Annotated in this window: 18 protein-coding genes; 6 read left to right on the forward strand and 12 right to left on the reverse strand. The window is 65.0% G+C overall.

Annotation, left to right across the window (positions count from 1 at the left end):
* Window positions 1–119: 119 nt before the first annotated feature.
* Window positions 120–1,775, reverse strand: a complete 1,656-nt coding sequence (locus tag B0G69_RS07675) for a Na+/H+ antiporter (protein WP_121316340.1) — start codon at window positions 1,773–1,775, stop codon at window positions 120–122.
* Window positions 1,776–2,283: 508 nt separating this feature from the next.
* Between B0G69_RS07675 and B0G69_RS07680 the strand changes: the two genes are divergently transcribed.
* Window positions 2,284–3,561, forward strand: a complete 1,278-nt coding sequence (locus B0G69_RS07680) for an EAL domain-containing protein (protein WP_121316341.1) — start codon at window positions 2,284–2,286, stop codon at window positions 3,559–3,561.
* A gap of 35 nt (window positions 3,562–3,596) precedes the next feature.
* Window positions 3,597–4,328 carry a copper homeostasis protein CutC gene (locus B0G69_RS07685; RefSeq protein WP_121316342.1) on the forward strand — a complete coding sequence of 244 codons (732 nt, stop codon included), beginning with the start codon at window positions 3,597–3,599 and terminating at the stop codon, window positions 4,326–4,328.
* Between the two features lie 117 nt (window positions 4,329–4,445).
* Here B0G69_RS07685 and B0G69_RS07690 read toward each other — a convergent pair whose 3' ends face one another.
* The 9 genes from B0G69_RS07690 to B0G69_RS07730 form a co-directional block, all read right to left on the reverse strand.
* The gene (locus B0G69_RS07690) at window positions 4,446–8,033 is read right to left on the reverse strand and encodes an indolepyruvate ferredoxin oxidoreductase family protein (protein WP_121316343.1); all 3,588 of its coding nucleotides are present in this window, start codon (window positions 8,031–8,033) and stop codon (window positions 4,446–4,448) included.
* A 280-nt stretch (window positions 8,034–8,313) separates the two neighbouring features.
* Entirely contained in the window at window positions 8,314–9,288 is a 975-nt protein-coding gene (locus B0G69_RS07695) for an ion channel (RefSeq protein ID WP_121316344.1), read from the reverse strand.
* Window positions 9,289–9,645: 357 nt separating this feature from the next.
* Window positions 9,646–9,891 (reverse strand): hypothetical protein, encoded by a 246-nt coding sequence (locus B0G69_RS07700; RefSeq protein WP_121316345.1) that lies wholly within the window; start codon window positions 9,889–9,891, stop codon window positions 9,646–9,648.
* A gap of 60 nt (window positions 9,892–9,951) precedes the next feature.
* On the reverse strand, window positions 9,952–10,182 hold the full coding sequence (locus B0G69_RS07705) for a hypothetical protein (protein ID WP_121316346.1): 231 nt from the start codon (window positions 10,180–10,182) through the stop codon (window positions 9,952–9,954).
* 121 nt (window positions 10,183–10,303) lie between these two features.
* Window positions 10,304–11,221 (reverse strand): carbohydrate kinase, encoded by a 918-nt coding sequence (locus B0G69_RS07710; protein ID WP_121316347.1) that lies wholly within the window; start codon window positions 11,219–11,221, stop codon window positions 10,304–10,306.
* Window positions 11,218–12,528: an AGE family epimerase/isomerase gene (locus B0G69_RS07715; protein ID WP_121316348.1), complete on the reverse strand. Its 1,311-nt coding sequence runs from the start codon at window positions 12,526–12,528 to the stop codon at window positions 11,218–11,220. The genes B0G69_RS07710 and B0G69_RS07715 overlap by 4 nt, the downstream gene beginning before the upstream one ends.
* Window positions 12,525–13,511: a LacI family DNA-binding transcriptional regulator gene (locus B0G69_RS07720; protein WP_121319197.1), complete on the reverse strand. Its 987-nt coding sequence runs from the start codon at window positions 13,509–13,511 to the stop codon at window positions 12,525–12,527. Before B0G69_RS07720 ends, B0G69_RS07715 begins: the two co-directional genes overlap by 4 nt.
* A gap of 200 nt (window positions 13,512–13,711) precedes the next feature.
* A complete protein-coding gene (locus B0G69_RS07725) occupies window positions 13,712–15,571 on the reverse strand; it encodes a phosphodiesterase (protein ID WP_121316349.1) in 1,860 nt (619 codons plus the stop codon).
* Between the two features lie 281 nt (window positions 15,572–15,852).
* Window positions 15,853–16,881: a bile acid:sodium symporter family protein gene (locus tag B0G69_RS07730; RefSeq protein WP_121316350.1), complete on the reverse strand. Its 1,029-nt coding sequence runs from the start codon at window positions 16,879–16,881 to the stop codon at window positions 15,853–15,855.
* Between the two features lie 562 nt (window positions 16,882–17,443).
* Between B0G69_RS07730 and B0G69_RS07735 the strand changes: the two genes are divergently transcribed.
* Complete coding sequence (locus B0G69_RS07735; protein ID WP_121316351.1) at window positions 17,444–17,992, forward strand: hypothetical protein; 549 nt, start codon at window positions 17,444–17,446, stop codon at window positions 17,990–17,992.
* A gap of 642 nt (window positions 17,993–18,634) precedes the next feature.
* Window positions 18,635–19,720: a porin gene (locus B0G69_RS07740; RefSeq protein ID WP_121316352.1), complete on the forward strand. Its 1,086-nt coding sequence runs from the start codon at window positions 18,635–18,637 to the stop codon at window positions 19,718–19,720.
* On the opposite strand, the gene B0G69_RS40595 is transcribed toward B0G69_RS07740, so the two are convergent.
* Window positions 19,690–20,028 carry a hypothetical protein gene (locus tag B0G69_RS40595; RefSeq protein WP_147440711.1) on the reverse strand — a complete coding sequence of 113 codons (339 nt, stop codon included), beginning with the start codon at window positions 20,026–20,028 and terminating at the stop codon, window positions 19,690–19,692. The two genes, B0G69_RS07740 and B0G69_RS40595, sit on opposite strands and share 31 nt — an antisense overlap.
* Here B0G69_RS40595 and B0G69_RS07745 point away from each other — a divergent pair.
* Together B0G69_RS07745 and B0G69_RS07750 are read left to right on the forward strand one after the other, a co-directional pair.
* Complete coding sequence (locus B0G69_RS07745) at window positions 20,009–20,941, forward strand: LysR family transcriptional regulator (protein ID WP_121316353.1); 933 nt, start codon at window positions 20,009–20,011, stop codon at window positions 20,939–20,941. The genes B0G69_RS40595 and B0G69_RS07745 overlap by 20 nt on opposite strands.
* A gap of 155 nt (window positions 20,942–21,096) precedes the next feature.
* A complete protein-coding gene (locus tag B0G69_RS07750) occupies window positions 21,097–24,594 on the forward strand; it encodes a methylmalonyl-CoA mutase family protein (RefSeq protein ID WP_121316354.1) in 3,498 nt (1,165 codons plus the stop codon).
* Between the two features lie 90 nt (window positions 24,595–24,684).
* On the opposite strand, the gene B0G69_RS07755 is transcribed toward B0G69_RS07750, so the two are convergent.
* Entirely contained in the window at window positions 24,685–25,656 is a 972-nt protein-coding gene (locus B0G69_RS07755; RefSeq protein WP_121316355.1) for a nitronate monooxygenase family protein, read from the reverse strand.
* Window positions 25,657–25,796: the final 140 nt, after the last annotated feature.

Consider the following 25,796-nt stretch of genomic DNA (forward strand, 5'->3'; position numbering starts at 1 on the left):
CGCTGGCTGACGCAGCGAGGCGACATGCGTCGGTTGGCGCCAGGCGGCCAGCGGCGCCGGCTTGAGATCTCATCCCATGACCGAGAAATGCCGGCGCTTCCCTCACCGCCAAACTCGCTCTATTTTCTCCGCGCCGTCAGCGCTGTCTCCGACAAATCCACCTCGCGCATCAGCTTGTTCCACGTCTCGTCGTTGATCTCCTGAGCCTCGCGCAGCGCGAGCAATGCCTTGCGCTCGGCGCGCATTGCCGCCAGCTTCATCCTGAACTCGAGCGCATCGGCGCGGCGCGCCAGTTCGCGTCGTTCCTGCTCGTCGTCGAGCGTGGCGAGGCGGCGCCGGTACAGATCCATCACCCGCGCGGTCACATCCGCCGCATACGCCGATGCCGATTCATCCAGATCCGCGCACTCCCTGTCGTGCATCTCGTCGACCGCGCGAATCGCTGCTTGCGCGGCCACCGTGCGGGCGTGCGCTTCCTCGGCGGCATGCGGGTCCTTGCCTCGCCGCCAGCCGCGCAACAGCACCGGCAGCGCGCCCACCGCCACCAGCAGCGACAGCAGAATCACACCCGACGCGATGAAAACCGCCAGATCGCGGCCCGGCAGCGGCGCGCCATCCGGCAGCGACACAGGCAGTGACAGCACGCCCGCCAGCGTCACCGCGCCACGCACGCCGGCCACCGTCGTCACCGAGACCATGCGCAAGCCCGGCACAGCGTTCGTCACGCCTTGCTTCACCGCGCCACGGCTCGCGAACCAGCGCAGGCACCACACCCACACGAAGCGCATCGCATACAGCGCGGCAGCGACCGCCGCGATGTAGCCGATCAGCAGACCGACCTGCGCGTCGCTGGTCTCGTGCGCGTCGAGCAGCGCGCGGCCGAGGATGTGCGGAAATTGCAGCCCCAGCAGAATGAACACCATGCCGTTGAAGACGAACTCGATCATCGTCCACGTGCTGGCGGCGCGGATGCGCGACGCCACCGAGCCCGCGTTCGCCACCGCGGCGTAATTCATCATCATGCCGGCCGAGACGGCGGCGAGAATGCCCGACCACTCGAAATGCTCGGCGGTCAGATAAGCGGCGAACGGAATCAGCAGCGTCATCACGACGCCGGGCGCGGGGTCGCCCTCTTCGGTGAGGTTCAGAAAGCGCGTCGACACGAAGCTGAACAGCGCGCTCACCGCCGCGCCGACCGCGAGGCCGCCCACCGCGATGATCACGAAACTGAGCGACGCGTCGCGCAGCGAGAACACGCCGGTCAGCGCCGCGGCAATCGCGAACTTCAGCGCGACCAGACCCGAGGCGTCGTTCATCAACGCCTCGCCTTCGAGAATATGCATCAGCCGGCCTGGGATCTTGTCCCTGCCGACGATGCCGGAGAGCGCCACCGCATCGGTCGGCGACAGCACGGCGGCGAGCGCGAACGCGACCGGCAGCGAGATCGCCGGCACCAGCGCATGCACGAAGTAGCCGACCACCAGCACCGTCATGAATACGAGGCCGAGCGCGAGCATCAGGATCGCGCGGCGCGCCATGAAGAACTCGCGCTTGGGAATGCGCCAGCCGTCCGCGAACAGCAACGGCGGAATGAACAGCACCATGAAAATTTCCGGATTGAAGGTGACGTGCAAGCCGAGTGTCGGCCACGCGAGCAGCGCGCCGATCGCGATCTGCACGAGCGGCAGTGGCAGCTTGAACGGCAGTGTGCGCGTGAGGACGCCGGAAGCCGCGACGGCAAGCAGAAGAATCAATACGGTGAAGACTATTTCCATCGGTCTGTGGGTGCGGATATAACGGGTTTTTCTTGGGGTTTTTGCGGGATGTCGAAGCGATCGCTCGACGCGGGCACCGCGCAGCGTTCACGGCACGCAAGGCCAAAGTGTAGCCCGATGACGCGTTCGGTCATTGCGAGCGCGGCGTGAAGGCGGCGCGGCGGCGAGCGACCAGGATGGTGAACATGGCGGCAAACGCGGTGCAAACGCGGTGCAAACGCGGCCGCAAACGCAGCAACGGACACGGCGGCAAGCTCAGGCCCCCACTGCAGCAACCGCCCCGCGCAACCGCGCTCTGCGTCACGCACCTCAACGGTGCGCCGCACGCCCCCGTCCGGCGCATGAACCCTTGCCCCGGTGCAATCCTTCGAACAAATTTCAACCGGATGTGCGCCAGCGTGCGCATGGAGCTTGCTTAAGCAGTAGCGATGACGCACATTTTAAAAAACGGCGCCGAGGTATTCGTTTCCGAGTTCGGACCGGGCCGGCTATTGCGTGAGAGGACTGCATGACGATTGCGCAACAGGATAGGACGGCGAGTGTGCCGCATGGTTTCGACGTCGAGGTAGCGTCGGGCCTCCAACGTTATTCGGTGCAGCATGGCGAGCTGACGCTCACCAGCGTGTTCCAGCCGATCTTCAGCCTGTCGCATATGCGGGCGGTCGGTTACGAGGGGCTGCTGCGCGCGCACGACGCGCTCGACCGCGCCGTGTCGCCGCTCGACGTATTCGGTGAAGCCGCGCGCTTGGGTGACGTGCTGCAAGTGGATCGGCTCGCCCAGACGCTGCATCTGGAAAACTTCAAGGTGCTCGGCGCCGAGCGCGAGTGGCTGTTTCTGAACGTGCATCCCGGCGCGCTCACCGATCCGTATCACTCCGCGGCGCTGCTCGCCAGTCTGAAACGGCTTGACCTGCCGCCGCGGCGCATCGTGCTCGAAGTGCTCGAACAGAGCGCCGAAGACCTGGAGCGTCTCGCCGACGCGGTGCGCCAGTTCCGCGAGCGCGGCTTCCTGATCGCACTCGACGATTTCGGTGCGGGCCACTCGAACGTCGAACGGATCTGGCAGTTAAACCCCGACATCGTGAAGCTCGACCGCATCATGCTGTCGCACGCCGCGCATCGCGCCGATATGGCGACGATTCTGCCGGGGCTCGTCGCCTTGCTGCACGAAGCGGGCAAGCTGGTGCTGATCGAAGGCGTGGAAACGGAGCATGAAGCGCAGATGGCGCTCGCTTGCAACGCCGACTTCGTGCAGGGCTTTTTCTTCGGCCGGCCGAATCCCGGCGCGGCCGACCCGGTGCATGCGGTGGCGTGCATCGGCGAGTTGACCGAGCGCTACCGCGATCAGGCCGAAGCGCGCGAGCGCCGCAACGCGAGCCGTCTCGCCCCGTATTTGCGGGCCTTCGAGCGTGCGGCCGAGCGGCTTGCCGCCGGTGAACCGCTCGAGGAAGTGTGCTGGAATTTCCTTGCGCTCGACCATGCCGCACGCTGTTTCCTGCTCGACGCGAAGGGCCGGCAGGCGGGCCGCAACGTTGTGCTGCGCGCCGATCGCGCGGCGCATGAAACACGCTTTTTGCCGCTGGCCGACGCGCAAGGGGCGAACTGGCTGCGTCGCCCGTATTTCCGCGATGCGATCAATGCGCCGGAACGCGTACATGTGACTCGCCCGTATCTGTCGATCAACGAGGCGTTGCCGTGCGTGACGCTGTCGGTGGCGACACGTGTCGGAGAACAGACCTGCGTGCTGTGCGGCGACATCGACTGGGTGGACGAAGAGCGCTTCTGAGATGATGTCGTTTTTAACGACACTCTGCTGCGCTCATGTCCGTTCTGCTCGAAGTCATTGCCACCACCGTTGCCGATGCGCGCGTCGCCGCGCAAGCGGGCGCCGATCGTCTCGAACTCGTCACCGCGATGGGCGAGGGCGGCCTCACGCCGAGCGTCGGCCTGATCGAAGCGGTGGTCGCGGCGGTCGCGATTCCAGCTGCCGCCGTGCCGGTGAATGTGATCGTGCGGCCGCATAGCCGCTCGTTCGTCTACGACGCCGACGACTACGCGGTGATGCTGCGCGACGTGCGCGCGGTCAAGGCGGCGGGCGCGAACGGCATCGTGATCGGCATGCTGAAGGCCGATGGCGAGATCGATCGCGACGGACTCGCGCGTGCGATCGATGCAGCCGATGGCATGGCCATCACCTTCCATCGTGCGTTCGACGAAACCCGCGATCTGCGCGAAGCGCTCGACGTGCTGCTCGGTTTCGACGCGGTGACGAACGTGCTGACGTCGGGCGGCAAGCCATCGGTGCTGCACGCGCAAGCAACGATTCGCGAGCTGGTGCGGCAAGCGCGCGGCTCGCAGTGCACGGTGCTGGCCGGTGCGGGTTTGACGGTCGATGCGATTGCCGGATTCGTGAGCGCAACGCAAGTTGAAGCGGTGCATTTCGGTTCCGGTGTGCGCGTGGGCAGCAACTGCCTCGCACCGGTCGATGCGGAAAAAGTCGCCCAAGTCAGGGCATGGCTGAATGCGAGCCCGAGCGCCGCGCGAGGTGGGTGACGCGACGGCATCGTCACATCAGCAAGCAAAGAAAAGCCGCTTCGAGATCACACCCGAAGCGGCTTTTCTCATTCACATTGCACGACGGCGTATAGCGCCATCGCAAGGCGACTTCGACTACTTCGCCACCACTACCGGAATGCCGCGCAATTGTCCCGCGCCTTTCATCTCTTCCAGCGACTTTTTCACCGCTTCACCCGTCGCCGGGTCGATCTGCAAGCGTGCCGCCAGATCACGCTCGCCGCGCTTCACGCCCGCCAGATTCGCCAGCTTCACGTGACCATAGCCGCGCACACGCGCATGCAGATCGGCGAGCTTCGCGACGTCTTCCAGATTGTTCGAGCCAAGCCTGGCGAGCGCGCGCAGCAACGTGGCTTCGTAATCGCCCGCGAGTTCGCGCTCCATCCGGCGCTCCAGCGTGCGGCCGAACGGATCGAGCGGCGTGCCGCGCAGGCCGCGCCATTTCGCGAGCATGCCGAGCACTGGCCACATCCATTGACCGAAGGTTTTCTTGCTCGGATTGACGCCCGCTTGCGCGCGCGTGAGCGTCGGCGGCGCGAGGTTGAACTTGATGCCGAAGTCCTTGCCCGCCACGCCTTCGAATTGCGCTTCGAGCGCTTCACGGAACGCGGCATCCGTATGCAGACGCGCGACTTCATATTCGTCCTTCACCGCGAGCAGACGATAGAACGTCGTGGCAACCGCGCGCGTCACGCGCTCGCTCGTCGCGTCGACGGCAGTCTCCGCGCGGCGTGCCGCGTCCACCAGCGCGCGATAACGCTTCACATACGCTGCGCCGCCATAAGTCTGCAGACGTCCCTCGCGATGCGCGATCAGTTCGTCGAGCGTATCGACGCGCACGGTCTGCTTCGCCGCGTGCCGCGCCTGCCACAACGATTCGAGCGCGGCCGGATCTTCAGCGGCCAGCCGGCCGATTGCAAACGCCAGTTGATTCATGGTCACCGCGACGTTGTTCAATTCGATCGCGCGCATCATCGCGCCGAACGACACCGGCACGAGGCCGAGTTGCCAGGCATAGCCAAGCATCAGGATGTTCGCGCCGATCGTGTCGCCGAGAAAACGCGTGGCGAGCGCCTGAGCGTCGCAGGTCGACATGCGCTCGGCGCCCGCCGCGTGACGCATCTTGTCGATCAGCGCGTCGGCGTGCAGCGTCGCGTCCGGATTCTGCACAAAGGTCGCGTTCGGAATCGCATGCGTATTGACGACGATGCGCGTGCGGCCATGACGCACTGTTTGCAATGCATCGGCACTCGCGCCGACCACCATGTCGCAGGCGAGCAGCACGTCGGCCTGTTGCGTGTCGATGCGGACCTGGTTGAGCCACTCATCGCGTGCAGCGAAGCGCACGAACGACAGCACCGAGCCGCCTTTCTGCGCGAAGCCCATGAAGTCGAGCACGGAAGCGCTCTTGCCTTCCAGATGTGCGGCCATGCTGATCAACGCGCCGACCGTGACGACGCCCGTGCCGCCAACACCCGTCACCAGAATGTCGTATGGCGCGGCGTCCAGCTTCGTCGCGGGCACCGGCAAAGCGTCGACGCGCGCGGCCAGCGCTTGCGGATCGAACGCGGCGCCCGCGGCTTTCTTCAGCTTGCCGCCTTCCACCGTGACGAAGCTCGGGCAGAAGCCGTTCACGCACGAGTAGTCCTTGTTGCACGACGATTGATCGATGCGGCGCTTGCGTCCCAAGGTCGTTTCGACGGGTTCCACCGACAAACAATTCGACTGCACGCCACAATCGCCGCAGCCTTCGCAGACTTCCTCGTTGATGAACAGACGCTTGTCCGGGTCGGGGAATTCACCTTTCTTGCGGCGACGCCGTTTTTCCGCCGCGCAGGTCTGGTCGTAGATCAACACGGTGACACCGTCCGTGTCGCGCAACTCGCGCTGCACGGTGTCCATTTCGCTGCGATGGTGGAAGGTCGTGCCCTTCGGAAACAGATCGTGATGACCGTCGTATTTCTCCGGCTCGTCACTGACCACGACGAAGCGCGACACGCCTTCGGCTTCCACCTGACGCGCGATCTGCGGCACCGAGATGCTGCCGTCGACCGGCTGGCCGCCCGTCATCGCGACCGCGTCGTTATAGAGAATTTTGTACGTGATGGTGGTTTTCGCGGCGACCGCCTGGCGAATCGCGAGAATGCCGGAATGGAAGTAGGTGCCGTCGCCGAGATTCTGGAATACGTGACGCGTTTTCGTGAACATCGAATGCGAGGCCCAGTCGACGCCTTCGCCGCCCATCTGGATCAGGCCGGTCGTGTCGCGCTCCATCCACGAGGCCATGAAGTGGCAGCCGATACCGGCTTGCGCGATCGACCCTTCTGGCACCTTGGTCGACGTGTTGTGCGGGCAGCCCGAGCAGAAGTACGGCGTGCGCTTCACGCTGTCCGCCGCGTTCGAGAGGATTTGCGGCGCGACCAGATCGACCACGCGCTCGCGGCGATCGAGCGGGGGCTTGTGCTTCGCGAGCCAGTTCGCAAAAACCGGCAGCACGCGCGACGGCCGCAATTCGCCGAGTGACGACAGCAGCAGCGTGCCGTCCTCGGCATGCTTGCCGACGATGACCGGCCGCGCGCCTTGCGTCCGGTTGTACAGATAGTCCTTGATCTGCTGCTCGATGACCGGGCCTTTCTCCTCGATCACGAGCACTTCCGACAAACCGGCCACGAACGCATCGATGCGCGTCATCTCCAGCGGGAATGACAGGCCGACCTTGTAGATCCGCACGCCGGCCGCTTCCAGATCCGCGACCGTCAAATCGAGCCGGCGCAGCGTTTCCATCAGATCCAGATGCGCCTTGCCGCACGTGACGATCCCCACGTTCGCGTGCGGGCTCGGCGCGATCCATTTGTCGATGCTGTTCACGCGCGCGAAGTGGCGCACCGCGTCGACCTTCGCGTGCATGCGCGACTCGATCGTCAGGCTCGGCAGATCGGGCCAGCGATTGTGCAGGCCGCCGGCGGGAACGCTGAAATCCTCCGGAACGGCCCAGTGCGTTTGCAGTGCATCGAGATCGACCGTCGAGCCCGATTCGACTGTTTCGGAGATCGCCTTGTAGCCGACCCACGCGCCCGAGAAACGCGACAGCGCCCAGCCGTACAGGCCGAATTCGAGCATGTCGGCGATGTTCGACGGATTCACCACCGGCATGTGCCACGCCATCATCGCGAAGTCGCTCTGATGCGGCATCGACGACGACACGCAGCCGTGGTCGTCGCCCGCCACCACCAGCACGCCGCCATGCGGCGACGAGCCATACGCGTTGCCGTGCTTCAGCGCGTCGCCCGCGCGGTCGACGCCGGGCCCCTTGCCGTACCACATCGCGAACACGCCTTCGACGGTGCGCTCGGGGTCCGCTTCGACCCGCTGCGTGCCGAGCACGGCCGTGCCGCCGAGTTCTTCGTTGATCGCCGGCAGAAAGCGGATATCGCTCGCCGCGAGCAGTTTGCTCGCTTTCCACAACTGCTGGTCGACCATGCCGAGCGGCGAGCCGCGATAGCCGCTGATGAAACCGGCGGTGTTCATGCCGCGGGTCTTGTCGAGCGCGCGCTGCATCAGCGCGAGCCGCACCAGCGCCTGGGTGCCGGTGAGGAAGATTCGGCCGCGCGTCGCGGTGAGATTGTCGGACAGCTTGTAGTCGGCGAGAGCGGGTGTGCCGTCGATGGGCAGACGAGCGGTCATGGGTGAGTCTCCATGCAAGATGATTGCTGTTTTGCATCCGCGCGCGAGGGTGGTGACCACAAAAGCACGCTGCGGAAGAGACTCTATTTTTTAGCGCCGATTAGAGAGAATTTTTTCTACTTTGACGAGTAAGCAGCAAGCGGGCGCGACGAGCCGCGTTTTTTAGCGAGTCTTTGAGAGGGATCTGCCACGCGGCGGCGCGGTTCGGGTATGCCCTGGTGTGTGTCGGGTGCCGTCGGCGCTGCCGGATGCGGGTTTGCCGCGGCGCTTATCGAGCCAGTTATCGGGCCGCTGCTTTGACCGGCAGGCTCGCGTGAAGGGACGCCGCGTCGAGCGGCACGATCTCATCGAAGTGCGAATAGTCGATATGGCTCACGCCGTCCTTCTCGCTCATGATGTCGACGAAACGATGCTGCCAGCAGATCTGATCGCAACGCCACGTGTGGCGCGCCTGCATGGTTTGCGAAGTCGATTCGTCGACCCCTTCGAGGGTGAGCAGCAGCGACGTGTCGCGCGCTTCGAGCGTCGCGGCGGTCTCGCCGAACAGCGGACTGCTTTCGTCGATGATATGCATCAGCGACCAGCCCAGCTTGAACACCGGATGCTGATCGCGCACGAGCGTCAGGTCGTAGAGCTTGCGCAGCGTGAAGCCTTCCGCGGAGGTTTCCTGGCGCATGATGCGCAGCCGCGCATGGGCCTCGGCAATCACGTTCTGGCGCGCGTTGGCGGCGCGCACCATCAGCGTCATGCGGCCGTCGAGCGGACGGACAACCGCGTAGCGCGCGAACATGATCTTCGCGTGGGGGCGCGAAAAGCGCGCGAAGATCAGCCCCGTCGCCAATGCGATGCCGGACATGCCGACGAAGATTTCCAGCGTCGCGATCGAGTGTGCGTAGACGGTTTGCGGGTGCATGTCGCCGTAGCCGACCGTCGCGAGCGTTTCGACGCTAAAGAAAAACGCGCCGCCGAAACCCGCCGGATACTGATTGGCGATCGACGCGTGGCCCAGCATGTAAAGCGCGGCGAACGCCATGTTGAGCAACATGAACAGCACCGCGAGCGAGACAAAAAACGTCGGCCAGCGCACCACCAGCGCGCGGTGATAGAGGTCTTGCCAGAACGGCGTGGGCATGCCGTGCGCGATGATCACGCGATCGTCCAGACGTAGTTCACGGCTGCCGCGCGCACGACGTTCGGGCGCGCCCGGTTCGGCGTCGCCGGTGCCGGAAAAATGGTCTGACGGTCCAGTTGCCATCGCATGCTCGTCGGAATGAAAACGGGCAAAGCGTAGCACGGTGACGCGGTGGGAGAAGGGGATCAGGCGGCGGTGAAAGGGCCTTGTTGTGTTGTGCGTGTCCGTGTGCAGGTGATGCACCCAACGGCACTCGAATTGGTGGTCACGCGGGGCATGCAGCGACGTTCGTGCTTGCGTCCTTATGGCGTGCACGGCATGCGTGAGTAGATGCAACGCAATCGGCCGGACACCTCGCGCGGACAATGCGCAGCGCGTTGCCATTCCGCGCGACACACAACGTGACGCACCATTCGCCGCATCCACCAGACAACCAATAGACAAGCGGGAGACAACCGATGCGCCCCGCTCGGCGCCGGACTACGGAAAAGCCCGCGGCTTGGGAATGCCCGCACCGTGCTCGATATCGTCGATAGCCTGCTGGTGCGCGGACGCTACCGCTTCGGCTTCATCGGCATAACCGTCGTCGCCGCCGACCGTGGTCCACGCTTTGACGGCTTTCTCGCGATGACGGATTTCGTACTCCGCGTCCCAGCGCGCGCCGTTGAGTTCGAGAGGGCGGACGTGTATCGAGTACACGCCGTAGAGGAAGAGCTGTTCAGCCATGAACGCCTCCATCCGGTTGATTCAGAGTGGCGCGGCGCGACAGACGCGGCGCCGGTCTGCCTAGAGTTCGATTTCCCCGAGGATGCGGTGAGCGAGCGCTTTGGCTTCCTCGAGGGCTTCCTCCGGCGTCGACGACGGCTCTTTCACTTCGTAGAGCGTGGTTTCCTGATCGACGCTTTCGTCGCCTTCGTCACGCGTGAGCGTCACCACGCCCTGCCAGGTATCCTGGCCGATGTCCCTTACCGAAGCCGTCGCCGTGTAGATGCCCTTGGTGTAGGTGATGTCATCCATGGCGTCGCTCCTGCTTCCAAAGGTTTCGGATTTTTCATCGTAGCACGATGACGGCGGCTCGGTTCCCTGCTCGCGCGGCGCGCCCTGTGCGTGACAATGCACGCCGCGCAAGGCAGGAAAATTACAGCAGCGCGACGACCTCATCCAGCGATGGCGCATGCGCGCCGGCATGCCGGCAGGCGGCCGCGCCGGCCGCCAGCGCGAACGCCAGGTGCTCGGGCCACGCGCGCTGAGGAGCGGTCATCAGGCTGAACAGCAGGCCGCCGATCGACGCGTCGCCCGCGCCCACCGTGTCGGCCACTTCGACCCGCGGCGGGCGCGCCTCGATCACCGCCGCGCCGCCGATCAGCATCGCCGACTCCGGCCCGCGTGTCACCATCACGGTGGCGGCCGGGTTCATCGCGCGCAACTGGGCGAGGGCGGCGGCTTCGTCGTCGGTCTTGAACAGCAGGCGCAGATCCTCGTCGGACACCTTGATCAGATCGGCGAGCGCCGCCATTTTGCGCAGCGTCGCCTCGTAGCCGTGCTCCATCAGATTGCGGTAGTTCGGATCGAAGCTGATCTTCACGCCGTGTGAACGCAGCTCGGCGGCCAACGCGGCGAGCGTGTCGCCGAGCGGTTGCCGTACGAGGCTGATGCAGCCGAAGTGCGCCCACTTCACGTGGCCGATCCAGCCGGCCGGCAAATGCGCCGGATCGAACGCGAGGTCGGCGCCGTTCTCACCCATGAAGAAGTACGCGGGTGGATGCGTCTGATGCACGATCGCGAGCAAGGGCGGCCGCTCCACGCGCTGCATGAAACGCATGTCGAGACCCGCGGCGACACTCGCGTTCCACAGTTCGTCGGAGAAGTTGTCGACCCCGAGCGAGCCGGCGCACGCGGTCGGCAAACCGAGCCGCGCGACGCAGCGGGCCACGTTCCAGCCGGCGCCGCCGGGACGCGACAGCCATTGCGAGGCGCCGGTGCGCACGAGATCGGTGAGGATGTCGCCGGCCGACACGAAGACGGGGAATTCGGCGCCTGGGTTCGGATTGCTCATTTTGTCTTCTCCGCTGAATTGGACGCGGCGGCCGTGGCGGCTGTGGCCTGGGCGCCGTCGGGCAGCGCGTGGGCCAGCACCTCGTAGCACGCGCCCATCGTGTGATAGTCGGTCTTGCCGGCCGGGCTTTTTTCGTCGCTGTATTTGCGGTTGTCGCAGGTGAGGATGCGATACCACGCGCCGTATTTGTGATCGACGAAGTGCGCCCAGCTATAGCGCCAGATCTCGTCGTACCAGTCCCAGAAGCGTTCGTTGCCGGTGCGCTTGCCGAGCAGCGCGGCGGTCGCGAAGGTTTCGGCCTGGACCCAGAAGTACTTGTCGTGGTCGCACACGGTACCGTCCGGGCCGAAGCCGTAATAGAGGCCGCCGTGGTCCTCGTCCCACGCGTGCGTCATCGCGGCGTCGAACAGTTCGATCGCGCGCGGCAGCAGCCACGGCAACGGCCGGAAGCGTTCGAGAATCAGCAGCAGCTTCGCCCATTCGGTCTGATGCCCCGGCTGGAAGCCCCACGGACGGAAGATGTTCGAGCTGTCTTCCTCGTTGTAATGCCAGTCGACCGACCAGTCCGCGTGAAAGTGCTCCCACACCAGACCTTGCGACAGCTTCGCCTGCCGCAGCGTGATATTCGACGCGACGCGTTCCGCGCGATCCAGGTAGACGAGGTGACCGGTCGCTTCATGCGCGGCCAGCAGCGCCTCGGTGGTGTGCATGTTCGCGTTCTGTCCGCGGTACGAGCTGACCCGCCAGTCCGGCGAGGCCTCGTCCGCGTAGAGACCGGCGGCGGCATCCCAGAAGCGGTGCTCCATCAGCTCGAAGGTCGCGCCGATCATCGGCTTCGCTTCTTCGATGCCGGCCATCGCCGCATGCGAATACGCGAGCAGCACGAACGCGAGGCCGTAGCAGTGGCGCGTCGCATCGAGCGTGTGCTTCTTGCCGTCGTGCCATTCGAGCTCCCAGTCGTAGCCCTCGTGCTGCGCGTCCCAATGCGCTTCGCGCAGAAACCGCAGGCCGTGACGCGCGTATTCCAGATGCTGGGGGTCGCCGAACTGACGATACGCCATCGCATAGTTGAAGACGTAGCGGCAACTGCTCACCAGATGCCGCGTGGTTTTGTCGTAGACCAAACCGTCGTCGCGGAAGAAATGGAAGAAGCCACCGCTCGGATCGAGCACATTCGGCGCGTAAAAGCGCAGCGTGTCCTCGACGTGCGCGAGCAGGAAGTCGCGGCTGCGGAAACTGTCGACGGGCGGCACGGCGGTGTCGTTGGCGGGATGAAGTGCGGGATGAAGCGGATCGGGTTGCGTCATGGCGTTTTCACCAGAGTACTGGCGCGGGCAATGAGTTGAACGGGCAAGCGGACTTCCAGCTCGGCGGGTGCGTCTTCAAGCAGCAGTTCGACGCCGCGCCGGCCGAGCGCTTCCTTGTCGACCGACATGGTCGACAGCGGTGGCGTGGCATGGGCGGCGGCGGGAATGTCGTCGAAACCGATGATCGCGATGTCCTCGGGTACGCGCAGGCCGCGTGCGAGGCACGCGCGCAGCGCGGCGAGCGCGGCGGCGTCGTTGTAGGCAAACACGGCGTCGGGGCGCGGGCCGGGCGCGTCGAGCAGCCGGTGCATCGCGCGCGCGGCGCCGCTGTCGGGATCGAGGCCGGCGTCGATGGTCACTTCCAACGACGGGTCGAACAGCATGCCCGCTTCGAAAAATGCCTGGCGGTAGCCGAGCGCGCGCTGCGCGATGCTGAAGTGCGCGAGCGAACCGCCGATGAACGCGACGCGCTTGCGCTGTTGTTCGAACAGATGCCGCATGGCGAGCATGGCGCCCGCGGCGTTGTCGAGATTCACGGAGCGCAGTCCGGGCGCCCACAGATCGATCAGCACGAGCGGGCGTTGCATCGCCACCAGCGTGGTCAGCGTCTCGGGCTCGACGAAGCCGGCAATGGCCACGGCGTCGGGCGCGTGCAGGCGCATCTGCTGGATCACGTCTTCAGTGGGACCCGCGGTCAGCACGGACGGGACGATGCCGCGCTCGCGACAGGCGTCCTCCACGCCGTGCAGCACATGCGAAAAGAACGGACTGACGGCGAAGTTGTTGTGCTGACGGTGCAACAGGAAGGTCAGGCGGCGAATGCGCGGCCGCAACTGGGCGGCGTCGTAACCGAGCTGCCGTGCCGCAGCGACGACGCGCTCGCGAGTGGCCTCGGAGAGACCCGGCTGGTTCTTCAGGGCACGCGAAACGGTGCCGATCGACACGCTCGCCACGCGGGCAATGTCGCGGATCGTGGTGGCCATCGAAAGAAGCGGCCGCAGGCTGCGCCGCACACTGTTTGGGTTCGGGCGATTGTATAGTAAAACGGTGCTAAAACAGCTTCGCGCCCCGCCCCGCGATACCCGTAAATACCCGTAGATGCTGACGTTGGCCCGGAATATGCCGTTTAGTAAAATTAGCTAAACAAGCTCACATTTCGAGCGCGTGCATGCCGCGTGTGTCTTCAGTCTGCATGTTCGGGCGCGGCCTCGGCTTCGTCCTCGCGTCGAAGCAGCGCCGCGCTTTCCTCGGCATCGATCAGCACGAAGCCGCTTGTCTCCAGCTTCGCGCGGCGCTTGGCCAGCGCCGCGACCGACGCGATCTGCTCGCTGGTGTAGAGCGAGGCGCCGCTGGCCGGTTCGACGCGCACGCAGCCGATCGCCATCGTCACGAAACCGAAGAAGGTCGGATTGCCACGCCGGTCCTCGCCGTGGATGCCGCCGGCCAGGCGGTCGGCCGGCGCGTAAAAGCGTTGCGCGCCCTCGTTGAAGAGGTGAATCGCGCGCAGCACGCGCTCGCGCCAGTCTTCGCTCTGGAACAGGATCAGGAAGTCGTCGCCGCCGACGTGCCCAAGGAAATCGCGCGTGGGGTCGCACACGTCGGCGAGCACGGCGGCGGCGAGTTTCAGCACTTCGTCGCCTTGCCAGTAGCCGTACTGGTCGTTGAAGGGCTTGAAGTGGTTCAGATCGACGTAGCACGCGTAGAAGCCGGCGTCGTTGCCGAGGAGGCGAGCAATGTGCGAACTGATCGGAATGTTGCCCGGCAGGAAGGTGAGCGGGTTCGCGTAGCGCGCCGCTTCGATGCGCACCTCCGTGACCGCGCGCACCAGATTCTCGCCGGTGCCGAGGCCCGCGTATCTGCCCTGGTCGGTGATCACGAAGCCGTCGGCGAGGTAGCGCTGGTCGTCGCTCGCGAGCAGCTTGGCCATCTGCTCGACGGTCATCGATTTCTCGATCACCACCGGCGACGCGTTGGCGAACTGCATGCACGGGCGCTTGCCGAACAGTTCGCGGTGGTACGGCAGGGCGTAGCGATCCATGAAGCTGCGCCTGTTGATCAGCCCGACCGGTTCGTCGTGTTCGACCACCGCGACCGCATGCAGATCGGGCAGGCGGTTGAACAGGTCGAGCACGTCGTTGTTGGTGGCGTGGCGCGGCAGCGCAGGCGCCGGCACCAGCATCTTCTCGGATGCCATGCCGCCCGAAGGCGACGCGCTGCTCACCGTGCGCGTCGTCTCCGGAAATACCGCGATGTGGCCGGCGCGCAGCGCGTCGCGGGCGTCGTCGGTCACGTTGCGCGCCGGCCGCGCATGCGGACGGCCGAAGAAAAAGCCCTGCCCGCAACCGATCCCCATGTCGCGCACCACGATCAGATCCGCTTCGTTCTCGATGCCCTCGGCGACAAGCTGCGCGCCGCTCGCCTGCGCGAAGTGCTGCATCGCGCGCACGGCTTCGAACTTGAGCGGATCGCAGGCGATGTCGTGGATGAAGAAGCGGTCGATCTTCACGACATCCGGTTGCAGACGCACCCACAGATTCATGCTGGCGTTCGCGGTGCCGTAGTCGTCGAGCGCGAATTGCGCGCCGGCGGTGCGCAGCGCCGTGATCACCGGCACGAAATTGCCGACATCCGGAATCGCGCTCTGCTCGGTCAGCTCGATCACGATGCGCCGCGGATCGACGCCGCGATGGCGCAGCAGCGCGAGCGTGCCCTCGCGGGCGTCGGCCAGCTGGCGGATCGCGCCCGCGCTGAAATTGAGGAACAGCTTGCCGTCGAAATCGAGTTTGGCGAACGCCTCGATGCAGGTGCGCGCGGCTGCGCGTTCGAGTGCGAGCGCGCAGCCTTCCGCGAGCGCCTGCGAGAACAGCGCGAACGGCGTTTCGAGCGAGGTGCCGGCCGGCCCGCGGATCAGCCCTTCGTAGCCGAGGATAGCGCCGCCGTGTTCGAAATCGATGATCGGCTGGAAGACGGCTGACAGATCGCGCCGGATGATCAGATCCTCGATGCGCGGCGCAGCGAATCGGGAGTGCGGACGAAGTTGCATGGCGGAAAGGCGTAGCGATCGATGTTCGGCTTATCGGCGCCTCTGGTCTCGAATTAAGTGAACTTTTAGTGACGTGAGGCACCGCGATGGTGCGTGTCGCGCGCTTGCTGGCCGATGGCGGACCTGCCGCATCTGGCCAGGAATTCTCCTATGCCATCAGGCCGAGGCGACAGCGCCTGCGTTTGCGCGTGAAATAACAAAAAAGCCGCACAAGGCGGCTTTGTTCGGAACGACGCTCAGGGAGGGCGCTTATGAATGTCCTGTTTGCATTGCGGGCGTATTCACCGGCGCGCGACGGCGGCCGCGGGCCGCTCGCGCGAGCTGACCTGGGTCTCGCCGCTGGTGTCGCGCGCGCCCCAACGCTGCGCGAGCGCGGCGCACACCATCAGCTGGATCTGGTGGAACAGCATCAGCGGCAGGACCACCGCGCCCACCGCGTGCGAGGCGAAGATGACCTTCGCCATCGGCACGCCGGCGGCGAGGCTCTTCTTCGAGCCGCAGAAGATGATCGTGATCTGGTCCGCGCGGGTGAAGCCGAGCCGCTTGCTGACGAAGATCGTCACGGCCAGGGCGAGCGCGAGCAGCACGACACTGACGAGCAGCAGGCCGCCGAGCGCGGACAACGGGATCTGATGCCACAAGCCTTCGGTGACGGCCTCGCTGAACGCACCGTACACCACCAGCAGGATCGAGCCCTGATCGACGAACTTCAGCACGCCGCGATGACGCTCGATCCACTTGCCGATCAGCGGGCGCAGCAGCTGCCCGGCCACGAACGGCACCAGCAGTTGCAGCACGATGTTGCCTACCGTATGCCACGGCGACGCGCCGCTGGCGCCCGCCTGATTGGCGACGACGAGACTGACCAGTGCGGGGGTGATGAAGATGCCGAGCAGGCTCGAGGCCGAGGCGCTACATACGGCAGCCGGCACGTTGCCTTTGGCGATCGACGTGAACGCGATCGACGACTGAACCGTCGATGGCAGCGTGCAGAGGAAGAGGACCCCCGCATAGAGCGCCGGCGTGACAAGTGGCGAAAGGATCGGCTTAAGCGCGAGGCCGAGCAACGGGAACAGCGCGAACGTGCTGAGAAGTACCACCAGATGAAGACGCCAATGCGTCGCCCCCGCAACGATCGCTTCACGTGAGAGCTTGGCGCCGTGCAGGAAGAACAGCAGGCCGACCGCGACATTGGTCACCCAGTTGAACCCGACGGCGGCTTGGCCGTGAACCGGCAGGAGGCTGGCGAGGATCACGGTGCCGACGAGACACAGGGTGAAGTTATCGGGAAGCAGTTTCGGGCGAGCCATGTCGGAATCTCGATTGGGTAGTGCGGAATGGCACGGAGTGCGCGTGTTAGAGCGCCGCCTCCGGCTATGGGAAACGGCTATTGTTGTTGAAAATCGATTGAAAAAGCAAATTCATTTACCGAATTGATTAATGATCATCGCGCATCAAAAAGTTTTTGACGAGGGCGGCGGCCGGTGGCGCGGGGTAGCGGTCAGTATTGGCGACGTGGACGGATTGGTCCATGCCGATTTGACAAGTCGGGTCCCAGAAACCCAGGCAATTCGTCATGGCAAGCGGGGTCGGGAAAACCCGCAAACCTCCCGCGTGCAGGCCACTTCGATGCGTTCATGCAAGGACTCTGTCGCAGAAAAACGCCGCAGTAACAAGGTGTTACATCCAAGGGTGAGGCCTAACACTTTTTGGCTCGACACCCTTTGCCCACGCCCATAAATTACGGTTCAAAGGCCATCGGGATGTCCAGGCGTCGCGGCAGAAGCGCGGCGTCTTTGCCAGTCCCAGAACAAGTCCATCGCAGCTCGAACGGTGGTCTTCAGGCAAGTCTTCGGGCATGAGAGTCACCAGGTGGACGGGTTGTCGAGAACGAAGCACTGGGCGTTGGGCGCGGTCATCGCTGCGCTGTGTTCGTTCGTCTATGCAAAAGCGCCGGGTATGCCGCACGGCGGTGGTGGCTCCGGACACTCGCATGCTGCCGCCGACCATGTGAGGCTGGCGGACGCACGCAATGGCGACCGTCACCGCGACGTTTCTGCTGCAAGACCCGGCCGTGACTCGATGGCCGACCGCAACCTGCGCATGCCGCAAGGCGGCGCGAACTTCGCGGGTGTCAATTACGCGGACGGCTTCGGCGTTTATCGCCCCGATGCGCGCCGTGTCGGCGGACCGTCTGGTTATCCCGGTGACGGGCGTGGCCGCATGCAGTACGCCGGTGCCATGACGCCGGTCAGCGCCGAGTCACGCGGGGTGCCGCGGCCGCCGCAAAATGCGCCGGTGCGCGGTGGCTCGATTCGTGCCGACGTTGCCCGCTACAACGAAGAGCGCGGTTCCGCGCGCGCGAGTCAGCGTCAGGCTGACGATCCGCGTCAGCCGGAAGGCTCGCCGTATCGTAATTAGGGGTTTGCCAACTGGCGGCCGGATAGGCCGTCGGCGGGCAGGCGGCTGCGGGCTGTCGAAGTCGCGCCGAAAGTGGCGCAACGCTGCTTATCCCTCCCGTCGGATATCGTTCCGCACCCGCACCCGCACCCGCACCCGCACCCGCACCCGCACCCGCACCCGCACCCCATACCCGCAGATCGCGTCCGCCAGCCAAACCGCTTACGTGCGCCTTCCCGTTTCAGCCCATCCCCGACGCGACCCGCCGATGTGACGTATCGACGCCACACTTTTTTTGAAAACACTCGGCAGGCAAGCCGCTCTCGTCGTCAAATTCGGGCAATTCTGCTGCGATGCGTCATCCGCATGTCACCTCACGTGTGACGCCGGTCTGCGCTGCGCCAGTACCGCTTTGCGTGATGCGCCGAGGCAGCCGACGCACCCCCGCGAGCGCGTCGGCAGCCGAGCCGTATCAGGCCGATAAGCGACAAAACTAACCAGTTCGATATACCCGCAATAACCAGCGATATTTTTGTTCATAAAAATGGTCCGCAAAGATGGTCGTCGCCCAGATTGGCTCGATGATCGAACGGACAACAACAATGGTTCGCGCGAGCGCCCCCTTTCGCACGGCCACCCTTTTGACAAAGACTTGGAGAATCCATGAAAACAAGCATCAGCAGTGCGCTGAAGACCACCCTCAAGGCAACCGCGTGTGCCGCTCTGCTGGCCAGTGCATCGTCTGCTTTTGCGCAATCGAGCGTGCAGCTTTACGGCCAGGTCGACGAATGGGTCGGCTCGCAGAAATTCCCGGGGGGCAAGACCGCGGTGGTGGTGTCCGGCGGCGGCATGTCGACCTCGTACTGGGGCATGAAAGGGGCTGAAGATCTGGGCAACGGCTACAAGGCGATCTTCGCGCTGGAAGGCTTCTTCCTCGCGCAGAACGGCCAGTACGGCCGCTTCACGGGCGACACGATGTTCTCGCGCAATGCGTACGTCGGCATCGAATCGCCGTACGGTACGGTGACGGCCGGCCGCCTGACGACGCCGCTGTTCGTGTCGACGATTCTGTTCAACCCGTTCGTCGATTCATACGTGTTCTCGCCGATGGTGTATCACACGTACCTCGGCCTCGGCACGTTCCCGACCTATGACACCGACCAGGGCGTGACCGGCGATTCGGGCTGGAGCAACGCGGTGTCGTACTCGTCGCCGAACTTCAACGGTCTGTCGGCGACGGCGATGTACGCGCTCGGCAACACGACGCAGAACGGCGCGAAGAAGTGGAGCGGCCAGGTGCTGTACTTCCACGGCCCGTTCGCGGCGACCGCCGTGTACCAGTACGTGAACTTCAACAACGTCCCCGGTGACCTCGGCAGCTTCGAAACCTCGGGCGTGCCCGGCCTGCGCAGCCAGAGCGTCGCGCAAGCGGGCGTGTCGTACGACCTGAAGTTCGTGAAGTTCTACGGCCAGTACATGTACACGTACAACAACCAGCAGGTCACGAGTTGGCACGTGAACACCGGACAAGGCGGCGTCACGGTGCCGTTCGGCCCCGGCTCGGTGATGGCGTCGTACGCCTATTCGCGCAATGGCGGCGGCTCGAACCAGACCCGTCAGACGGCCGCGATCGGCTATGACTATCCGCTGTCCAAGCGCACGGACGTCTATGCGGCGTACCTGTACGACCACATCACCGGCCAGTCGAGCGGCAATACCTACGGCGCAGGCTTGCGCGCGAAGTTCTGAGCGTCTGAGGTGATCGGGGCGCGCTGCTTGTGCGGCAGCCCGCCCGGTTGCCGCACTTGAGCCGACCGCAGCAGACCAACAAGAGCAAAGCCCGCTTCCGCCCGGAAGGCGGGCTTTGCAATTTCTGAGCTCCAGATTGCGCGGGCCTCCCACGCCAGCGCCAGGACATCGAGTTGCGCAGCCTTTTCTCCCCGTCTCTCCGACTGCGCATCACCGGAGTTTGCCGACCATTTTTTGATAAACGCGGCAGAATGGAGTCGATTGATTCCTGAAGCGAGCGATTGATAGATGGATACCCTGGTCAGCATGAAAGTGTTCCGCCACGTGGTCGAAGTCGGCAGCTTCGTTGGCGCGGCCGAGCGGATGGAGATGTCGGCTGCGATGGCGAGCAAGCATGTGATGCACCTCGAACAGCAGCTCGGCGCGCGCCTGCTGAACCGCACCACGCGGCGCGTGGCGCCGACCGAGGCGGGCCGCGAATACTACGAGCGGCTGAGCCAGGTGCTGACCGAACTCGAAGAAGCCGAGCAGGCCGTTGGCGCGGCCAGCGTCGTGCCGCAGGGGCGCTTGCGGGTGTCGTCCTTGTCGGCGTTCGGCTTGAGCCACGTGATGGCGGCGGTGGCGGACTACGCCGCGCAATATCCGCAAGTCACCGTCGACATGACCTTGTCCGATCGGGTGGTCGAACTGATCGACGAGGGCTTCGATGTGGCGATCCGGGCTTCGCCGGGCGGCATGAAGTCGTCGTCGCTGATCGCGCGGCAGATCGCCACCGCACACCTCGTGCTGTGCGCGTCGCCGGCGTATCTGCGCCGGCACGGCACGCCGAAGAGCGTCGCCGATCTCGCGAACCACAACTACCTCCAGTACGCGGGCGTGTCGGCGCTTGAACTTGCGACCGGCGATGCGTCGCCGCGCGTGCGTCTGTCGGGCAACCTGATCGTCAATCATCTGGAGGCGCAGCGCGTGATCGTGCTGCAAGGCGCGGGCATCGCGATGCTCGGCACCGAGGTGATCGGCGATGATCTGGCTGCGAGACGTCTCGTGCCACTGCTCGTCGACGACGTGCCGCCGCGCGAGCTGCCTATACACGTGGTCTATGCGAGCCGCCGGCATTTGTCGGCGAAGGTACGCTCGTTCGTCGACTTTCTTGCCGAGCGGTTCGCGAATGAGTCGCTCTGGCCGTCGCTTGAGCAGATCAAAGCATTGGCGGTACGTTAGAAGGGATGGCCGGTGCGGGAGTGGGGGGCGTGGCGAAACACGGCGAGCCGCTGCGCCAATCGCACTCGAAACCGCCGCCGAGGCGGCCCGGGCGCCGCGACCCGTTTCGCTATACTGGTTGCCAGCACCCATACGCGTAACGATCTGGGGGAGACATGACTGATCTGTCCACGCCGCAACGCGCCGGCAGCCACAAGCTGCCCGCCGGCCGGCGCTTGCGTTTCGTCACCGCCGCCGCGTTATTCGACGGCCACGATGCGTCGATCAACATCATGCGGCGCATTCTGCAGGCGAGCGGCGTCGAGGTGATCCACCTCGGCCACAACCGTTCCGTCGATGAAGTCGCCACCGCCGCGCTGCATGAAGACGCCGACGGCGTCGCCGTATCCAGCTATCAGGGTGGCCATGACGAATACTTTCGTTACCTGGTCGATCTGCTGCGCGCGCGCGGCGGCGAGCGCATCAAGGTGTTCGGCGGCGGCGGCGGGGTGATCGTCCCCGAAGAGATCGCCGAGCTCGAACGTTATGGCGTCGAGAAGATCTATTCGCCGCAGGACGGGCAGCGGCTCGGTCTGCAAGGAATGATCGACGATATGATCGCGCGTTGTGCTGAAGGCGCGCGCGTGGGTATCGCCGCAGGACAGACGCCGGTTGGCGAGTGGCTGGCCGATCTGTCGAACGCCGCGAACGTCTCAGCCACCCCCACCCCCGCATCGCTCACCTTCCGCCGGCTCGCACAACTCATCAGCGCATTCGAAGCAGGCAGCGTCGATCCAGCCAGCCGCGAACAACTGTCGGCGCTCGCGAAGCCCTCCGCGACTCCCGTACTCGGCATCACCGGAACGGGCGGCGCCGGCAAATCTTCGCTCACCGACGAACTGATCCGCCGCTTCCGGCTCGACTACGGCGACGCCCTCACGATCGCCGTGCTCGCGATCGACCCGTCGCGCCGCAAGTCCGGCGGCGCGCTGCTTGGCGACCGCATCCGCATGAACGCAATCGGCGACTGGGGCGGCGGCGCGCGCGTCTACATGCGCTCGATGGCGACGCGCGAAGCGTCGAGCGAACTCTCCGACTCGCTGCCCGACGCGTTGATGCTCTGCAAGGCGGCGGGCTTCGATCTGATCATCGTCGAGACATCCGGGATCGGGCAGGGCGATGCGGCGATCGTGCCGTTCGTCGACGAATCGCTGTACGTAATGACGCCGGAGTTCGGCGCGGCGAGCCAGTTGGAGAAGATCGACATGCTCGACTTCGCCGGCTTCGTCGCGATCAACAAGTTCGATCGCAAAGGCGCGGCGGACGCATTGCGGGACGTCGCGAAACAGGTGCAGCGCAATCGCGCCGACTTCGCCACGCCGCCCGACGCGATGCCGGTGTTCGGAACGATCGCCTCGCGCTTCAACGACGACGGCGTGACCGCGTTGTACCGCCACGTCGCCGATGCGCTGCACCGGCACGGTTTGCGTCCGGGCGGAGGCCGTCTGGCGACGCCCGAGGGCCTGCGCTTCTCGAGCGGTCGCAATGCGATCGTGCCGCCGGCTCGTGTGCGCTATCTGGCCGACATTGCGCAGACAGTCCACGCTTACCGCGCGCGCGCCGACGCGCAAGCGCGCATCGCGCGCGAGCGTTGGCAGCTTGTCGAGGCGCGTCGGATGCTTGCGGAGGCGGGCGAAGGAGCGGGGGCTTGCCCGGATGCAGGAGCAGATGCGGCCGCAAGAGCAGAAGCCACGACCCGCGCGCCCTCACCCGCTAACCCAGACATAGCTACCAACGCAAACACACGTGCCACCGCAAACGCCACTGGCAGCACAAGCGCGCAAACCGACCCACCGACCACCCCAACCGCCCTCGACACCCTGATCGCTCAGCGCAGCGCCGCCCTCGGCGAACGCGAGCGCCAACTCATCGACAACTGGCCACAAACCGTGGCCGCCTATTCCGGCGCCGAACACATCGTGCGCATTCGCGAACGCGAAATCCACACCGCGCTCACCGTGACGACGCTCTCCGGCTCCGAAATCCGCAAAGTCGCGCTGCCGAAATTCGTCGACCACGGCGAAATTCTGCGCTGGCTGATGCTCGACAATCTGCCCGGCTATTTTCCCTTCACCGCCGGCGTGTTCCCGTTTCGCCGCGAGAATGAAGACCCGACTCGCATGTTTGCCGGCGAAGGCGATCCGCAGCGCACCAACCGCCGCTTCAAACTGCTCTCCGAAGGCATGTCGGCCAAACGTCTTTCGACCGCCTTCGATTCGGTCACGCTATACGGCGAAGAGCCGCACGAACGCCCGGACATCTACGGCAAGGTGGGCAATTCGGGCGTGTCGGTCGCAACCCTCGACGACATGCAGGCGCTGTACGACGGCTTCGACCTGTGCGCGCCGGAAACCTCGGTCTCGATGACGATCAACGGCCCCGCGCCGACCCTTCTCGCGATGTTCTTCAACGTCGCGATCGATCAGCAGATCGCGCGTAGGGAGCAGCAGCAAGGCCGCCCGCTCACCGACGACGAACTCGCCGCGACCCGTCGCACGGCATTGGAAAACGTGCGCGGCACCGTGCAGGCCGATATCCTGAAGGAAGACCAAGGCCAGAACACCTGCATCTTCTCGACCGAGTTCAGCCTGAAGGTGATGGGCGATATTCAGGCGTATTTCGTCGAGCACGGCGTGCGCAATTTCTATTCGGTGTCGATCTCCGGCTATCACATCGCCGAGGCCGGCGCGAATCCGATTTCGCAACTCGCCTACACCCTGGCCAACGGCTTCACTTACGTCGAGGCCTATCTGGCGCGCGGCATGGCGATCGACGACTTCGCGCCGAATCTGTCGTTCTTCTTTTCGAACGGCATGGACCCCGAGTACACCGTGCTGGGCCGCGTCGCGCGCCGTATCTGGGCGGTCGCGATGCGCGAGCGCTACGGCTCGAGCGAACGCAGCCAGAAGCTCAAGTATCACGTGCAGACTTCGGGCCGCAGCCTGCACGCGCAGGAGATCGATTTCAACGACATCCGTACCACGCTGCAGGCGCTGATCGCGATCTACGACAACTGCAACTCGCTGCACACGAATGCTTTCGACGAAGCGATCACCACGCCCACCGAAGATTCGGTGCGCCGTGCGGTGGCGATCCAGTTGATCATCAATCGCGAGTGGGGGCTCGCGAAGAACCAGAATCCGAATCAGGGCAGCTTCGTGATCGAGGAGCTGACCGATCTGGTGGAGGAGGCGGTGCTGGCCGAATTCGACCGGCTGACCGAACGCGGCGGCGTGCTCGGCGCGATGGAAACCGGCTATCAGCGCGGGCGCATCCAGGACGAGTCGATGCTGTACGAGCATCGCAAGCATGACGGGTCGTATCCGATCGTCGGCGTGAATACGTTCCTGAGCGCGCATCCTCATGAAGCGCCGCAGCCGATCGTACTGGCCCGTTCCACCGATGAAGAAAAGCAGAGTCAGTTAAAGCGTCTGCACGCATTCCAGACGCGGCATCGCGAAGCGGCGCCCGCGGCGCTCGACCGTCTGAAGCGCGCGGTGATCGATGACGAGAATGTGTTCGCCGTGCTGATCGATGTGGTGCGTGTGTGTTCGCTCGGACAAATCACCCATGCGTTGTTCGAAGTGGGCGGGCAGTATAGGCGGAATATGTAGGCGCGTGCCTGCATCGCATACGCTGCGGCTCGGCAGCCTGAAGCGAGCCGCAGCCATGGAGCGCACCGACGCGCTCCGCCAGGCCGTGCCTTAGCGCGACGCCTGGCGCGCGATCCCCAGCCGTGCCTTGGCATCCTCATATTCACGCGACAAACGCTGCACCAGTTCGCCGACGCTCGGCACATCGTCCATCAGGCCGACGCCTTGGCCCGCGCCCCAGATGTCTTTCCACGCCTTCGCCTTGTCGCTGCCGAAGTTCATCTTGGTCTTGTCCGACTCCGGCAGCGCCTCCGGGTCGAGACCCGCGTTCACGATGCTTTCACGAATGTAATTGCCGTGCACGCCGGTAAACAGATTCGTGTAAATGATGTCCGACGCCGTGGAGTTGACGATCGCCTGCTTGTAGCTGTCGACCGCATGCGCTTCCTTCGTCGCGATGAAACGCGTGCCCATGTAGGCGAGGTCCGCGCCCATCGCCTGCGCCGCGAGAATCGAGCCGCCGTTGGCGATCGAGCCCGACAGCACGATCGGGCCGTCGAAGACGCGCCGCACTTCGCCGACCAGCGCGAACGGTGAGGTCGTGCCCGCATGGCCGCCCGCGCCGGACGCCACGAGGATCAGACCGTCGACGCCCGCTTCCAGCGCCTTCTGCGCGTGGCGCAGATTGATCACGTCGTGCAGCACGATGCCGCCGTAGCTATGCACGGCATCGACGATTTCACGCGCGGGCGCGCGCAGGCTCGTGATGAAGATCGGCACCTTGTGCTCGACGCACACGCGCACGTCGTGTTCGAGCCGCGTATTCGACTGATGAACGATCTGATTGACGGCGATCGGCCCGATGATTGCATCGGGGTAGGCCGCCTTGTGGTCGGCGAGTTGCGTCTGGATCTGCGTGAGCCATTCGTCGAGCAATTCGGCCGGGCGCGCATTGAGCGCCGGGAACGAGCCGACGATGCCGGCCTTGCATTGGGCCAGCACGAGTTCGGGATAGCTGACGATGAACATCGGCGAAGCGACGACGGGCAGCGCAAGGTTTTGCAGGACGGCGGGCAATGCCATAGTGCGAGTCTCCTGTTTAGGCGGACCGGTGCGGCGTTGAGCGCCCCGGCGTTTGATGAGTTTAGCGGCACATGGCCCGCGGCGTATCGAAGCTGACGCGTCTCACGCTGCGCTGTCAACGACATCCAGCGGGCCAGGCC

This window comes from Paraburkholderia sp. RAU2J (genome assembly GCF_003634845.1).
Taxonomy (GTDB): Bacteria; Pseudomonadota; Gammaproteobacteria; order Burkholderiales; family Burkholderiaceae; genus Paraburkholderia; species Paraburkholderia fynbosensis.